General features: G+C 30.8%; 22 protein-coding genes. 21 read left to right on the top strand and 1 reads right to left on the bottom strand.

Annotation, left to right across the window (positions count from 1 at the left end; translation table 11 throughout):
* The first annotated feature begins 246 nt into the window (after nucleotides 1–246).
* From CDV25_RS04975 to CDV25_RS10535, 3 genes are all read left to right on the top strand, one after another.
* Complete coding sequence (locus CDV25_RS04975; RefSeq protein WP_108911021.1) at nucleotides 247–1,761, top strand: peptide MFS transporter; 1,515 nt, start codon at nucleotides 247–249, stop codon at nucleotides 1,759–1,761.
* 893 nt (nucleotides 1,762–2,654) lie between these two features.
* The gene (locus CDV25_RS10540; RefSeq protein WP_239056399.1) at nucleotides 2,655–3,011 is read left to right on the top strand and encodes a hypothetical protein; all 357 of its coding nucleotides are present in this window, start codon (nucleotides 2,655–2,657) and stop codon (nucleotides 3,009–3,011) included.
* On the top strand, nucleotides 2,990–3,139 hold the full coding sequence (locus CDV25_RS10535; RefSeq protein WP_239056398.1) for a hypothetical protein: 150 nt from the start codon (nucleotides 2,990–2,992) through the stop codon (nucleotides 3,137–3,139). The genes CDV25_RS10540 and CDV25_RS10535 overlap by 22 nt, the downstream gene beginning before the upstream one ends.
* Before the next feature lie 353 nt (nucleotides 3,140–3,492).
* Here CDV25_RS10535 and CDV25_RS04965 read toward each other — a convergent pair whose 3' ends face one another.
* On the bottom strand, nucleotides 3,493–3,687 hold the full coding sequence (locus tag CDV25_RS04965) for a hypothetical protein (protein ID WP_108910611.1): 195 nt from the start codon (nucleotides 3,685–3,687) through the stop codon (nucleotides 3,493–3,495).
* A gap of 67 nt (nucleotides 3,688–3,754) precedes the next feature.
* On the opposite strand from CDV25_RS04965, the gene CDV25_RS04960 reads away from it, so the two are divergent.
* The 18 genes from CDV25_RS04960 to CDV25_RS04875 all read left to right on the top strand — a co-directional run bounded on the left by CDV25_RS04960 (nucleotide 3,755) and on the right by CDV25_RS04875 (nucleotide 13,604).
* Complete coding sequence (locus CDV25_RS04960; protein WP_108911020.1) at nucleotides 3,755–4,201, top strand: single-stranded DNA-binding protein; 447 nt, start codon at nucleotides 3,755–3,757, stop codon at nucleotides 4,199–4,201.
* Nucleotides 4,202–4,527: 326 nt separating this feature from the next.
* Nucleotides 4,528–4,902: a hypothetical protein gene (locus CDV25_RS04955; RefSeq protein WP_108911019.1), complete on the top strand. Its 375-nt coding sequence runs from the start codon at nucleotides 4,528–4,530 to the stop codon at nucleotides 4,900–4,902.
* A 130-nt stretch (nucleotides 4,903–5,032) separates the two neighbouring features.
* Nucleotides 5,033–5,833 carry a phage recombination protein Bet gene (bet, locus tag CDV25_RS04950; protein WP_108911018.1) on the top strand — a complete coding sequence of 267 codons (801 nt, stop codon included), beginning with the start codon at nucleotides 5,033–5,035 and terminating at the stop codon, nucleotides 5,831–5,833.
* Nucleotides 5,834–5,843: 10 nt separating this feature from the next.
* On the top strand, nucleotides 5,844–6,230 hold the full coding sequence (locus tag CDV25_RS04945) for a hypothetical protein (protein ID WP_108911017.1): 387 nt from the start codon (nucleotides 5,844–5,846) through the stop codon (nucleotides 6,228–6,230).
* Between the two features lie 108 nt (nucleotides 6,231–6,338).
* Complete coding sequence (locus CDV25_RS04940; protein WP_108911016.1) at nucleotides 6,339–6,608, top strand: hypothetical protein; 270 nt, start codon at nucleotides 6,339–6,341, stop codon at nucleotides 6,606–6,608.
* Between the two features lie 38 nt (nucleotides 6,609–6,646).
* Entirely contained in the window at nucleotides 6,647–6,952 is a 306-nt protein-coding gene (locus CDV25_RS04935) for a hypothetical protein (protein WP_104721465.1), read from the top strand.
* Between the two features lie 25 nt (nucleotides 6,953–6,977).
* On the top strand, nucleotides 6,978–7,325 hold the full coding sequence (locus tag CDV25_RS04930; protein WP_104721464.1) for a hypothetical protein: 348 nt from the start codon (nucleotides 6,978–6,980) through the stop codon (nucleotides 7,323–7,325).
* Nucleotides 7,326–7,440: 115 nt separating this feature from the next.
* Nucleotides 7,441–7,671, top strand: coding sequence for a hypothetical protein (locus tag CDV25_RS04925; RefSeq protein WP_108911015.1), 231 nt, complete (start codon nucleotides 7,441–7,443; stop codon nucleotides 7,669–7,671).
* Entirely contained in the window at nucleotides 7,664–7,966 is a 303-nt protein-coding gene (locus CDV25_RS04920; RefSeq protein ID WP_108911014.1) for a type II toxin-antitoxin system RelE family toxin, read from the top strand. The genes CDV25_RS04925 and CDV25_RS04920 overlap by 8 nt, the downstream gene beginning before the upstream one ends.
* A gap of 160 nt (nucleotides 7,967–8,126) precedes the next feature.
* Nucleotides 8,127–9,083, top strand: coding sequence for a Dna2/Cas4 domain-containing protein (locus tag CDV25_RS04915; RefSeq protein ID WP_108911013.1), 957 nt, complete (start codon nucleotides 8,127–8,129; stop codon nucleotides 9,081–9,083).
* Between the two features lie 11 nt (nucleotides 9,084–9,094).
* Nucleotides 9,095–9,352 (top strand): hypothetical protein, encoded by a 258-nt coding sequence (locus tag CDV25_RS04910; RefSeq protein ID WP_108911012.1) that lies wholly within the window; start codon nucleotides 9,095–9,097, stop codon nucleotides 9,350–9,352.
* Nucleotides 9,353–9,598: 246 nt separating this feature from the next.
* Nucleotides 9,599–10,054: a hypothetical protein gene (locus tag CDV25_RS04905; protein WP_108911011.1), complete on the top strand. Its 456-nt coding sequence runs from the start codon at nucleotides 9,599–9,601 to the stop codon at nucleotides 10,052–10,054.
* The gene (locus CDV25_RS04900) at nucleotides 10,051–10,287 is read left to right on the top strand and encodes a hypothetical protein (protein ID WP_108911010.1); all 237 of its coding nucleotides are present in this window, start codon (nucleotides 10,051–10,053) and stop codon (nucleotides 10,285–10,287) included. Before CDV25_RS04905 ends, CDV25_RS04900 begins: the two co-directional genes overlap by 4 nt.
* A complete protein-coding gene (locus CDV25_RS04895) occupies nucleotides 10,274–10,543 on the top strand; it encodes a hypothetical protein (RefSeq protein ID WP_108911009.1) in 270 nt (89 codons plus the stop codon). The genes CDV25_RS04900 and CDV25_RS04895 overlap by 14 nt, the downstream gene beginning before the upstream one ends.
* Nucleotides 10,544–10,660: 117 nt before the next feature.
* Nucleotides 10,661–11,002 (top strand): hypothetical protein, encoded by a 342-nt coding sequence (locus CDV25_RS04890; protein ID WP_108911008.1) that lies wholly within the window; start codon nucleotides 10,661–10,663, stop codon nucleotides 11,000–11,002.
* Nucleotides 11,003–11,137: 135 nt separating this feature from the next.
* Complete coding sequence (locus tag CDV25_RS04885; protein WP_108911007.1) at nucleotides 11,138–11,371, top strand: hypothetical protein; 234 nt, start codon at nucleotides 11,138–11,140, stop codon at nucleotides 11,369–11,371.
* A gap of 22 nt (nucleotides 11,372–11,393) precedes the next feature.
* A complete protein-coding gene (locus CDV25_RS04880; RefSeq protein WP_239056430.1) occupies nucleotides 11,394–12,938 on the top strand; it encodes a DEAD/DEAH box helicase in 1,545 nt (514 codons plus the stop codon).
* Nucleotides 12,939–12,992: 54 nt separating this feature from the next.
* Nucleotides 12,993–13,604, top strand: a complete 612-nt coding sequence (locus tag CDV25_RS04875; protein ID WP_108911005.1) for a recombinase family protein — start codon at nucleotides 12,993–12,995, stop codon at nucleotides 13,602–13,604.
* Nucleotides 13,605–13,703: the final 99 nt, after the last annotated feature.

Here is a 13,703-nt window from a genome sequence, read left to right as displayed (position 1 = left end):
TATCGTTTCTCTTATGCTAGATTATCTAGTTTTAAGCCCACATAAATAGTATCATACTTTAATTTATTTTTACTCATTCCTAAAAATGCTCATATTATTGAATAATTTTATAATTATTGGTAAATGTTTAAAAACCTAATAATTTTTTAAGATAAAACTATGCTATGCTAGAGAAATTAATTTTTCTAATGAATATAATTGTCAGATTTAAAAGATATAGAATAATTTTTCTATTAAGGAGAGCTTATGCATAAAACTCATTTAGATACCTCATTTATAGGGCATCCAAAGCCCTTATTTAGTCTTGCTTCGACAGAATTATGGGAGAGATTTTCTTTTTATGGTATTCGTTCTTTGCTTGTATTATTTATGATAGCCACAATTAATGATGGTGGTTTAGAGCTTGATAGGCAAAGTGCTAGTGCTATTGTTGGAATCTTCGCTGGAACTTTATATCTCGCCACATTACCCGGGGGTTATTTAGCCGATAATTGGCTAGGGCAAAAAAACGCCACATTAATTGGAGCATTGCTTATTGCATTGGGACACTTAAGCATAGCTTTATCAGTATTCTCTCCATTTATGTTTTTTCTAGGGCTTATTTTTATCGTTTTAGGAACAGGTTTATTTAAAACCTGTTCCTCTGTAATGGTTGGCTTACTTTATAAACAAAAGGACGAAAGAAAAGATTCTGGCTTTACCATATTTTATATGGGTATTAATATCGGAGCATTTATAGCACCTCTTATTTGTGGGCTTGTAGCTAAAGAATATGGTTGGCATTTAGGCCTTGGTATTGGCGGGATTGGTATGCTAATATCCTTAATGATTTTTTATTTTAAAACTATTCCAGATTTTAAAGAGTTTGAAGAAAAAATAGGCATTGACTCCACTTGGGCTAAGCCTACTCAATCCAAGAAACATATAGCCATTTATACTTTTATTGCCTTAGGCTTATTATCAGTCTTTGTGCTATTATGTGGAATTGGCATAATACAGCTTAGTGCAGTGAGTATTTCAAAGAATATGATAGTAATCATTAGCATAGTCGCTTTACTTTATTTTGGATATTTATTCTTTTTTGCTGGACTTACCCCTAATGAGAGAAAAAACCTCATAGTCTTTCTTATTTTATTTATCACGGCAACCTTTTTTTGGTCTGCTTTTGAACAACAACCAACTTCTTTTAATCTCTTTGCACAAGATTATACAGATAGGATAATTTTTGGTTGGGAGATTCCTGCTGCTTGGTTTCAATCCGTTAATTCCTTATTCATCATCACAATAGCACCTATTATGAGCACAATATGGATAGCATTATCCAAAAGAAACAAGGAAATTAGCAGTATCGCAAAATTTAATTTAGGCATTATTTTTGCTGCTATATCTTTTGCCATTATGATGTTTGCTTCTTATTTTGTATTAAATAATGGAGGCACTCAAGTCTCCCCTTGGTGGCTTATTGTAAGCTATTTATTCTTAGCTATTGGTGAGCTTGCCCTAAGTCCCATAGGTTTATCCTTAATGACTAGTATAGCACCCAAAATAATTAGAGGACAAGTTATGGGGCTTTGGTTTATTTCATTATCACTTGGAAATGTAGTAGCGGGACTTATTGGTGGTGGCGTAGAAGCGGATAAATTAGAATCCCTACCAAGTCTTTTTGGAAATGCCGTTTATGTATTATTAACCTTAGCAATTATCCTTTTTCTCCTCAAAATCCCCCTTAAGAAAATGCTAAAAACAAATCTAGAAAAATAATTTAGCTACTTAGGGTACCTTTTAAAAATAAAGGGTTAAAAAAGTAAATCTTTAATCTGAACCATATTTTAAATACCTTTAACCTTTTAATTTAAAAATTACAAAACGCTTGACTTTATAAATTTTTACCATAGAATAGTTTTTCTTATTAAGTTAAGTGGTGTTAGGGTTTTTTCTAAATCATTTATAGGTGTAGCAGTTGCACCTAGAGATTATCCTCTTGAAAATCGATTATCCTTTGAGATAGTCCGATTTTCATAAAACTAAACTGTCTAATTCAGGGTTAAACCATATAGCTCTTTCCCTTTGAATTGCTGGGAAGTCTTGCAATACAAGAGGATAAAGTAAAAGATATATTATTGTCTTCAAAGGGTGTTATTCCTCTTGAAAAGCCATACATTGTCTTTTTCTGTCTCTCCTTGTTTAGAGTGTTATACTCCAACTATTAGAAATAATAGTGCATTATGCAGTAACAATTAACACTTAGAGATAATCAGCAGCTAAGCTTCTAATGGGTTAAAGTCTTCAATAAGAGCAAATAACAAATAGGTTTTGTAAAGCTTTTAACTTTTTTCCTTCAAAAATCCTTTTACTTTACAAATCCTTTTAATATGTTGTTTTTAAGTTTCTATTTAATCTTTAATCCTATGAAGAAAGTTCAGAGACTATCCACAAGATAAAGTAATAGATTGTAATATTTAAAACCTTAATGTTTTGTAGAAATTCATAAATTACAAATTCTATCCTTTATCTAGGAGTAGGCTGTAAGCAAGTATATTTACCTCATTTATTCTCTCATTATTATCCAATCTCTTTTTTTAAGTAGTCTATAAACATAAGCTAAAAGATGATTATCTATATAAAAAACAACAATTAAATAATAAGGAGCTAAAATGGCTAAAATCAAAGCAGGACAACAAGAACAAGAAATTATTGTTGAAACAAATAATCAACCCATAAAACCTACACAAAATAATAATCCACCATCAAGACGAAGTATTATTGAGGCAAACCAAAAACGAAAGATTGCAACAATTGAAAAGAACATTAATGCAGAAGTCTTTGTCCTTAAGTCTTTAAATACTATAAAAATCTTTAGAGAATTAAGGGCAACAGATGCACTAGATTCTACATTAAGGAATTTTTGGGTGATAAAATTAGTGCAAAAGATATGGAAAAATGGATTAAACTTGTTGATGAGATTTATACAAAAATTACAGAAGCAAATATGTATGGTAAAGAATTATTAGTCAATAATGGCAAAAGTCGTGGTATAGAAAACTTCTTTTTAAGACAAGAGATTAAAAAATCTATTGAGACAAAAGAAGCTAAAACTAAAAAAGCTAAAACACAAGAGAGTAAGAAAGAAGAAGCATAATAGTATAAGAGAGAATGAGGAATTACTAAGACAGTCCAAGCGGAGGGACACTCTTTTTTAGAGTGAAGATATAGTCCGTTCTCTATGGTGACATAGAGCAGCTCTTAAATCGTAAAAAATTCATAAAGGCAAAAAGCCTTGTATTTTAATTACGATTTAAGGCGTGTATAGTGTTGCCAACTATGCAGAACATAAAGATAAATTAAAAATTATCACTAACGCCTAGTTAGTTAATTTAATAATACCTGAAAACTTTAAAAGTCTTAAAGGCTTTTCTACTATAGGGGGTTGATGTTGATATTCCAGAGTGTAGATTTATTTAAGACTTGGTTTTTTTGGGATACTTATATCTTTTAAGTCTTTCTGCCTAAAGGAGTTTTACACTTCATAGGAATTTCTTTTTTAGATTTTAAGTTTGTTAAGGTGCTTATGTTTTTAAAAGCATTTCTGTCATAGAGGAATGAACAAGGATTTCCTAGTGTAGATTTTCTTTTTGAATATAAGTCTGTAATTTTTAAGAAGCACTCTAAGGTGGTCTTTACAAGCAAATTCCACCTTTAGTGTTTGTTTTTAAAGGCAACTTTAGTTTGTCTAAATTTATCTTAAAGGATAGAAATGTTTAACAAAGTTATTTTAGTAGGAAATTTAACTCGTGATGTTGAGTTGCGTTATTTACCCAATCAAAGTGCATTAGCTAAACTAGGACTTGCTACCAATCGCCGCTATAAAAAGCAAGATGGCTCACAAGGAGAAGAAGTATGTTTTATTGATGTGAATCTTTTTGGTAGAACTGCTGAAGTAGCTAATCAATACCTTAAAAAAGGTTCTTCTGTGTTAATTGAAGGTCGTTTGGTATTAGATACTTGGATGGATAATAATGGACAGAAGAAAAGTAAGCATAGCATTACAGCAGAAAGTATGCAAATGCTTGGTGGCAATAGTGCAAAAGCAGATGCTAATACTTCTGAAGTAGTTGTTGATAATGAACCTAATGCAGTTTATGAAGGACAGCCACAAGTCAATCAAAACAATACTGATGCTGGAGAGGGCATACCTTTCTAGTTCTTATTGTTTTAAATCTAAACCCTCTAGGCTTTTATCAATCTTATAAGCAATAAAACTCTTACTGCCTAAGCAAGAGTGATTTATTTACTTTCCTTTAGATTGAAATAAAACCTAAGAGACTTTTTAATATTAAATATTCCAACAAGGGATTATTACTTCCCTTGTGGGAATATAAGAATCCTTTCTTAGAGTATTTTTACTCTAAGTATCAGTTTTAGGTGCTTTAAGCTATACAATTATCCATAGATTGTCTTGCAGTCATTACTAACTTGTAATGATGAATAGAGAGTTTGTGGTATAATAGAAAGAATTAAGGAATTAATATGCAAGGAAATATGATGCAAGTTATACAACCCAATCATACTATTTCACAAAGCACAATAGCTTTAATAATGAAGCTTATTAAAAAAAGCTATAAAGAAGAGGAACAACAAGAAGTTTTAAATGATATTGTTGCTATTGTCGATGAAGTTAAAAGAGATAATAGAATCTCCTCTGAGTTAATAAGAGAAGAAGTAGTTGAAAAGCTAAAAGGAGAATTAGCTACGAAAGATTTTGTTAGAGCGGAGATTGCAGGAGTAAAATCAGATTATCGCTCTCTTAGGCAAGAGATGAAGTTCTATGCAATAGGTTTAGGAGTCTTAATAATTATCCTCCAACCTAAAGTCTTTGATTTTATCACTGCTTTTCTTAAATAGCTAACACTAAAATACTTACAGCCCAAGTTGGGATACAAGTTATCCCACTTAGGGATACTTCTATCCTTGTTTTAGTTTAAAAGGTTTTAATCTAAAACCTTTTAGTTTTCTATGATAATAAGGATAAACAATGAAAAATATTACTACAAAAAACAATCCCCAAAACCTAGCTGAACAAGACATTGAATTTATTAAAAATCAAATGTTTCCTTTAGGTGCTTCTGTAAAAGATATAGACTTTTGTTTAAAGGTTGCACAGGAGTTAGGATTAAATCCTATTACAAAGGAGATATTCTTTTTAGAGAGGAAGTCTCAAGTAAATGGACAGTGGGTAGTCAAAGTTGAACCTTTAGTGAGTCGTGATGGCTTATTATCTATGGCTCACAAGAGTGGAAATTTTGGAGGGATTGAAGTGTCCTCTGAAATTAAGAAAACTCCAAAAATGGTTAATGGAGTTTGGGAATATAAAGAAGATTTAGTTGCTAAGGCTATTGTATATCGCAATGATACACAAAAGCCTTTTATTACTGAAGTAGCATATTCTGAATATGTTCAAAAAACTAAAGAAGGAAATCCCACTAAGTTTTGGGCAGATAAACCTGATACTATGATTAAAAAAGTTGCTGAAGCACAAGCTTTGCGTAAAGCTTTTAATATTAATGGTATTAGGTCTATTGATGAAGTAGATGGAATCATTACTCCACAATCCCAAAACAATAATGATGAAAGCTTAGAAGTTAGTGCTGAAGTTGTGGATATTAATCAAGACTTACAAGCACTTAAAACTTTAGGCTTTGATTATGAAAGAAAAGGTGATTGGATTAGAGTGATAGGGGATACCTATAACAAAGATTCAATTTTAGAGAATCTTGGCTTCTTTGAAAGAAAAGATTCTAGTGGTAATCTCTGCTGGGTTAAGCAAGTTGCATAAAGGAGTAAGTATGGCTACACGATGTTATATTTTTACTTCAAAAGACAATGCAGATAGAGTCAAAGGCATTTATTGCCACCACGATGGATATGTTGATGGTGTTGGTAAAACCTTAAAAGAGCATTATGATTCTGATACATTAGCATATTGGCTAATTGAATTAGGAAACATAAGTGCTTTAAGAGAAACAATCAATGAAACAAAAGAAAAAGCTTATGAAGAAGAGGCACTAGAATGTTCTTTAACTAAATTTTTAGAAAAAGAATCCAAAGAATATTATATTGAATATGTTTATCTTAGAAAGAATGGAAAATGGTTTGTTGCTAAATTAGATTTTAAAAATAAACAATATACTCCATTTAAAGAGATAACAAAAGCATATTTAGCTTCTTTATAAGAACTTGTATTACTCAGCCCCAAGTTGGGATAGATTTATCCCACTTAAGGGATAGGTATATCCTTGTTTTATTAGTCTTTTTAAAGACTTTATTTTAAAGGATTAAAAATGAATAAGGTTTTAAAAAAAGTTGAGCTTTCAGATATGCACAAGGATTGTCTTAGAGACTTTTTAAAAGTGGAAGTTTCTGCTTATAGTGGTGAAATGAAAATGCCAGTGTATCAGTGGCAAGATTTGCAAGAGCATTGCAAAAGAGAAGCACAAAAGATTGTGGATTTTCATCATAACAAATTGAACGACAATTTGAAGAGTTGGATTGCTTATTATAAAACCTTAGAGCGTATTTGTAAATTTAAACTTAGAAAGGTAGCTCAATAGCTCCCTAATTAAAACAAATTAAATTTAAAGGATAAAAAATGGGATATAGACCCCATCATATATTGGATTATCAAGTAAAAATTGGTAGAGAAGTAGGTAGTAAAGATATTGAAGATACTTTGACTTTTGATGAAGTAACAAATACTTTAGAGGAAGCAAAGATTCATTATCATATACAAGAAGATGAGCATATCATTAATTATGAATCCTTGATGGATTTTAATACAAATGCTATCTATCCTATAACCCCTAAAAGTATTGCAATTATTAATGATTTGCAAGAAGTTGCTTCTAAATGCGATTATGCAAAAAGAGAGGGTGAATATAGAATCTGGTGGTTTTAGTGTATAATAAGAAAAAGGAATAAAAATGGAAACAACAATGCAACAAAAAGAAGTTCTTTCTTATTCTACAAAGCTTTTACTTGTTGAGATGATTAAGAAGTTTAAGCAAGAGGATAAAAAAGATGAAATCATAGATGTTGTTTTAGCAGTAGCTAATGATATTAAAACAAATGATAATATCACCGCAAAAGCTATTAAAGATGAAGTGGAGGAAAAGTTTAAAAATGAACTTGCGACAAAAGAGTTTGTTAGAGCAGAGATTAATCAAGTAAGAACTGAAATTGCAGAAGTAAAATCAGACATCATTAAATGGCTTATTGGTTTGCAAATTGCTCTTGGTGGCTTTATTGTAGCGATTTTAAAACTCTTCTAACACTAAAATACTTACAGCCCTAGTTGGGATAACTTGTATCCCAATAGGGATAGTGTATCCTTGTTTATTATGGTGTAATCAACACATGTAAAAATAAAATGTAAAGGAGTTAAAAATGCAAATTGAAGTTACACAAGAAACTTATGATATTTTTAAAACTCTACAAAAAGAATGGAGATTAGACTCCATTACCGATGTAGCTAAAGAGTGTGCCACTATGGTTGCAAAATTTAGTGCAGAAGACGAAGAAATTGTTAAAATTGCAGAAGAAAGAATGCGGAATCCTAAATGGATATCCGAAAAAGAGATGAAAGAGCGGCTTAAAAATAAGGGACTTATTGTTTAAAGTCATCTATAAAGAAGAAGTCATCTCTGATTTATCTATTCTGCCAAGTGATGTCTTTTTGGAAGTTATGTCTTATTTTGAAAAATATAAGACTAATCCATACCTTTATTCTAAACCTTTATATAACAGAGGCAATATTAAGTTGCAAGGACTTAGAAAAACTTATGTTGCAAATGCTACTTATCGCATTGTTATACATATAGAACAAGAAGTTGCAAAAGTAGTCTCTGTAATTGCAGTTGGAAAAAGAGAAAATAAAGATGTCTATAAAATAGCAAATCTTCGTAATAAATAAGTTAAATACTTACAGCCCCAAGTTGGGATAGATTTATCCCAGCTTTGGGATACTTCTATCCTTGTTTTAATCTTTTAGACTATGATATATCTTTACTCCACTTAAGGGATAGGTATATCTTTGTTATTAGTCTTTAAGACTTTATTAATAAGGATAAACAATGGAAAAAAGAGCCATTAATTTTAAAGAATTATGGACTAAAAACTTCAAAGAAATTTTAGAAAAAGAAAGTTTTGAGAATTTAGGTGATAGAAAGCTTTATGTTGGAAGCTCTGATATAGCAGGGTGTTTGCGTAAAGCCTATTTACAAAAAATGAACAACAAGGAAATATCCATAGAACAATCTATTACTTTTGAGCGTGGTCATTTAGCAGAAGATTTAGTGAAAAAAGGCTTTGGAAATATTCCTTTTAAAGAGCAATATGAGGTGAAAAACAATGATGGTTCTTTTAGGAGTCATATTGATTTTTTGATAGAAAGTAAAGATGAGGCTATCATTGTAGAGTGCAAATCACTTAGTGACAGTGTTGAATCTCCTTATGAATCTTGGGTATTGCAAGTGCAATTTCAAATGGCACTTTTAGCACAAGAAAAAAAGAATAAAAAAATCTCTGCTTGTATTGTTGCCCTTAATGTTAATAATGGTTGGCACGAATTCTTTTGGATACAACCCAATACATCCTTACAAAAAATAGCGATGAAAAAAGCAGAGGAATTAAGAGATGCAATAGAGTTACAAATTGAACCCAAAGCAGAAGCACAAGGTTATTGTGGGTTATGCCCCTTTAATAGTGATTGTCCGCTAAGACTTAATGGTTGCACACATATTAATGAAGCACTCAAAGAAGAAGCAAAAGAAATACTAACTTTAAATGAAACTACAAGGGTATTAAATGAGAGATTAGATTCTTTAAAAAAGTCTTTTGTAGATAAACTTAATAATTTAGAAATCAAGAAATTAAGTGTTGATAATAAAATTTTAAGTTTAGCAGGTGGAATAACAAGCACTTCTTTAGATATTAATGCTTGGAAGCAAGGAAATCCTCAAAGCTATGAAAATGTCTTAAAAGATTTTTCAAAGACTACCACAAGAGCGAAATACCTCTTGATTAGGTAAAAGGAGTTGAAATGCTTAAAATAATCCCTAGTAATCATTTTAAAGAGCGTTTAGGTAATAGGAGTTTTGACCTATCTTTAGTCGCCCATATTGTTACTGAAATTTCAAAGAATCCTGCAAGGAATCTTTTTGAAATTACTAGCGGTTCTACTACTTTTGTAGTGAAATATGAGAGAGATACTCATACTGCTATTTTAGTAACAGGATGGAATGGCAATAGAGGTAGGCAAGTTATAGGTAAAAATAGGTATTTAGTTACAGAAAAATAAGGAAGCTTAGGCTTTTTTATATTCCAACAAGGGATTATGTATTTCCCCTTTGGGATAATAATCTCTTTAGAGTATTTTACTCCATCTTAGAGCAAATACTTCAATGGTGGTTCAAGCTTGGTTTATCTTAGCTTGATAGGTTTTAGTTATTTTTAAAAATTAAACATTAGTCTGCAAGGGACAAATTATCCCTTGTGGATTAATTGATTGTCGTTTTCCTTTGCAGACTTCTTAAGGAGTTTTCAAATGTCAGCGACAAATATTCATTTTAACAGAGTATCGTTAAACGATTTAATAAATATTATTTCTGAAAAAACTGCAAAAAGCGTAGCACAAAAAGAGAGCAAAAAAACAAAAGCTAATGAGAGCTTTTTATATAACAATCTTTTAAGGTCTTTTAAAAATGGGATTAAAGTTACCAAACATTTTGCCAATAGACTTCAACAAAGATTTATCCTTGATGAAGTTCAGGTTTTAAGTAGTGCTATTTCAAGAGCAATTAGACAAACCCAAACCCAAGAAGTAGGTTGTAATCATAAGAGCATTTCTCAGAAAATCATTGATAAGATGACAGGAATTGTTGTAGTTTTAGAAAGACAAGGAATGTATAGTGCAGTTCTTGTAACAAGCTACAAACTTGGAGAGGAAAATCTACTTTCTGATGAGGAGCTAAGAGATTTAAGAGCAAGGGGTTTATTATGAGCCTTTGTGATGTTGGTTTTTTTACGCTTATTTATTTGGGACTTTGTTTAGTTTGTGGGTTTGTAGCTCTTTATTTTCAGAGAGATAAGTTGGAGCAAGAAAAAGAGTTTTTGTCTTGGACTCTTTTTGTGAAAATATTTCTTATCGCACCTATTGTGTGCTTGGAAATTTTAATCGAAGTCCTATATGACTTTGTGAAAAAAAGCAAAGGGGACAAAGATGAAACAAAATAGAATCTTTGCTTATATACTGCAAAAAAATAATATTAATCCAAAAAATATGTTTTTTGATAAAAAGAGACAATGTTATTGTGTGATTAATGGTGAATCTTGGTGGAGGTATTACATAAAATCTAATATTTTAGGTATCTCTACAAAAGAAATGCTTTATAGGGGTTATTTTTATGAAAAACAAATCCTAGAAAAACTCTTTAGATTACATTTTGACAAAGTTAATAACACCATTAAATTAGTGCAATTGCATAAATGAGGAGTAAAAATGAGAAAGGCGAAATTACTAATTTAGTGATTTTAGTTATCCAGATGAATTTGTTTGGAATAAAGAAATATAAGGAATTACACAAAAATACAAAGAAAGGAATAAATAATGCAATTAACAACTTTTAAAGAGAATTTTGAAGTCTATGATGGCGAAAAATTATGGTTTAAGTCTGATAATATTGATGAAGTTAAAAGTGTTATAGAAAATACTTTTAAAGACGCAAGTATTATTTATGAAGAGTATGAAGAAGCAAGAGAAGTAGAATACATTGATAGTAAAGACTTTGTTAGAACTAAGATTGCAGAGGTAAGAACTGAAATTGCAGGAGTAAAATCAGATTATCGCTCTCTTAGGCAAGAGATGAAATTCTATGCAATAGGTTTAGGAATCTTAATAGTTATCCTTCAACCTAAAGTCTTTGACTTTATCACTGCTTTTCTTAAGTAGCTAACACTAAAATACTTACATACAGCCCTAAGTTGGGATAGATTTATCCCAGCTTTGGGATACTTCTATCCTTGTTTTAGTTTAAAAGGTTTTAATCTAAAACCTTTTAGTTTTCTATGATAATAAGGATAAACAATGAAAACAATGAACTTTTCAGAATTTTTAATAGAAAATAAAGTCGCTATTAGGTCCCAATTAAGTGCAATCATAGACCCAACTTTCAAAGGAATTGAAAATCCTTTAGATTATCAAGGGGATATTGATGTGCTTTTAGAATTAAAGAGAAAACCCTTCCCAACACAAGCTACTATTATTACTGCTGGTGTTAATCACTTGAAAAAAAAGAAAATCCCTTCTTTTATCTTGTGAGATGGGGACAGGAAAAACTTTAATGGGGATTAGCTTATCTTACTCTTTATTGAAAAATGGAGGGAATGTCTTTATTATGAGTCCATCGCATCTTGTTCCTAAATGGGCAAGTGAGATAGAAGTAACACTTGGAAAAAGTAATGAAGCAATCTTAAATTATGAAATTGTGATTGTTCGTAATTTTAAAACCATCATTGACTATCAAAATGATAGCAAAGATGGGATTTTAAGATTCTTTATTTGTAGCAAGGAAGTTGCAAAGCTTTCTTATCCTAGAGAAAAGATTATTGATACAACAGAATCTATTAAGGCAAAAAAGATTAATTCTAGCCTTTGGCGGTTTTGTTGCAGTCAATGTGGAAAAGTTTTAGAAGAAGTATCCAATTCTTTTTGCTCTGAGCCTATCAACTATATAGAAGTTGATGAGTATGGAGAAGAGCTTAAAAATACTCACTTTACACTTAAAGAGGTAAAAAAATATTTTAAAAACAAAGAAGCAGGTTTTGTAACAAGGCGATTTTTTAAACAATTACATAAATGTAATTGCAGAAATGTTGTTCCAGAGCTAAAACAAACTTCTTTTAAAGAATGGTATGCAGGGATTAAAAAACCCTCACTAAAAGGCGTTGCTATGCGTTATGGTGTAGCTGAGTTTATTAAAAAAAGATTGAAAAATGGATTTATTGACTTTTTAATCTTAGATGAAATCCACGAATTAAAAGGTGGCGATACCGCTCAAGGCACTGCTTTTGGAATGCTTGCTTCTTGTTCTTCTAAAATTGTTGGATTAACAGGCACACTTCTAAATGGTTATGCTTCCTCTCTCTTTTATATTCTTTATAGAATGAATCCAGACTTTATGAAGCATACAATGGGCTTAAATTATGAAGATTTAGGTATTTTTGTAGATAGGTTTGGTGCAGCAGAGAAGGAATACACAAAAGAAAATTGGGAGGATTGTAGTGTTGAAGATGGTGTGGTCACAAAACGGGGCAAAAGTAAAAAGTTAAAAGAGATTCCCAAAATTAACCCTTTGTTGATTAAGGAGCTTTTAGATTTTACTTTGTTTTTAAGATTAGATGAGATGAATTTTGAACTTCCAAATTATGCAGAGGAAGTTATAAGTGTTCCTGCAAACAATGAGTTTATAAAGGAATATCGCTCTTACATTCAATCTCTAGTTGGAGCTATTATTGAAGGGGATAAATCTTTGCTTGGTGTATTAGCAAATGATAGCTTGTCTATTTTAGACTTGCCACATTTGGCATTTTCTACAAAAAGCAAAAAGAATCCTGATGGATTTTTCTACTTTCCTCCTGTGGATTCTAGTTTTACCACTAACAAGGACTTAGCACTTATAAAAGAGCTAAGAGAAGAATTAGAGCAAGGACGAAAATGTATCGTTTTTGCAACCTTTACCAATCTTGGTGTGAGTGAAAAGCTAGAAAATCTTTTATCTGCAGAATTTAGCGATTATGTTGTAAGAGCATTAAATGCTAGTGTTTCAGCAGATAAAAGGGAGAAATGGATACAAGATAATCCTGCGATTAGTTTGTATATGTGGTAGTTTTATAGTTTGTATTGTAATTTTGTATAATATTAATCATTGTAAGGAGATATTATGACCATAGCCTATGTAAGAGTTAGCACAAATAAACAAGAAACGGATTCTCAAAAGATTGAAATTGAAAAATATTGCCTTTCTAATGGCATTAAGATTGATAAAATGCTTTCTGTCGAAATTAGTTCAACAAAATCTCAAGAAAAGCGAAAAATTACAGAATTGAAAGATATGCTTAATAGCGGAGATACTCTTATTACAACAGAGTTATCAAGATTGGGTAGAGATATGCTTGAAATCTTGCATTTTATATTAGAACTTGACAAAAAAGGCGTTAAAATAATTTTTATAAGACAAATGATTTTATCAAATGGTGAGAGCTCTTCTAAGTTAATATTAGCGATCTATGCTTATATTGCAGAAGAGGAAAGAAAATTAATAGTAATGCGGACAAAAGCGGGACTCGAGAAAGCTAGAGAGCGAGGAAAGAAGCTTGGACGCCCATTCAATGCTCTTAATAGTTACTACGACAAAGATATTAAAAAAATCAAATCTCTTTTGAAGCAAAAAATGTCTGTGAAAAAAATATGGGAAATACTCTATGAAAAGGAGAACAAAAACTATAATGGTCTCCTTTGGTTCTGCAAAAAACGAAAGTTAATTTTAAATTAATTTTTAATATTATAAAATCGTGAAATCAATATAGATTAATCGCAAGAAAAATTTGTGTTAATAGAAATGCCAATCATTCAATAATCAGGGCATACTCTC

It is taken from the genome of Helicobacter apodemus (assembly GCF_003097575.1).
Classification (GTDB): Bacteria; Campylobacterota; Campylobacteria; order Campylobacterales; family Helicobacteraceae; genus Helicobacter_D; species Helicobacter_D apodemus.
The sequence above is the reverse complement of the archived record's forward strand: the minus strand, read 5'-3'. Positions and strand labels throughout refer to the sequence as shown.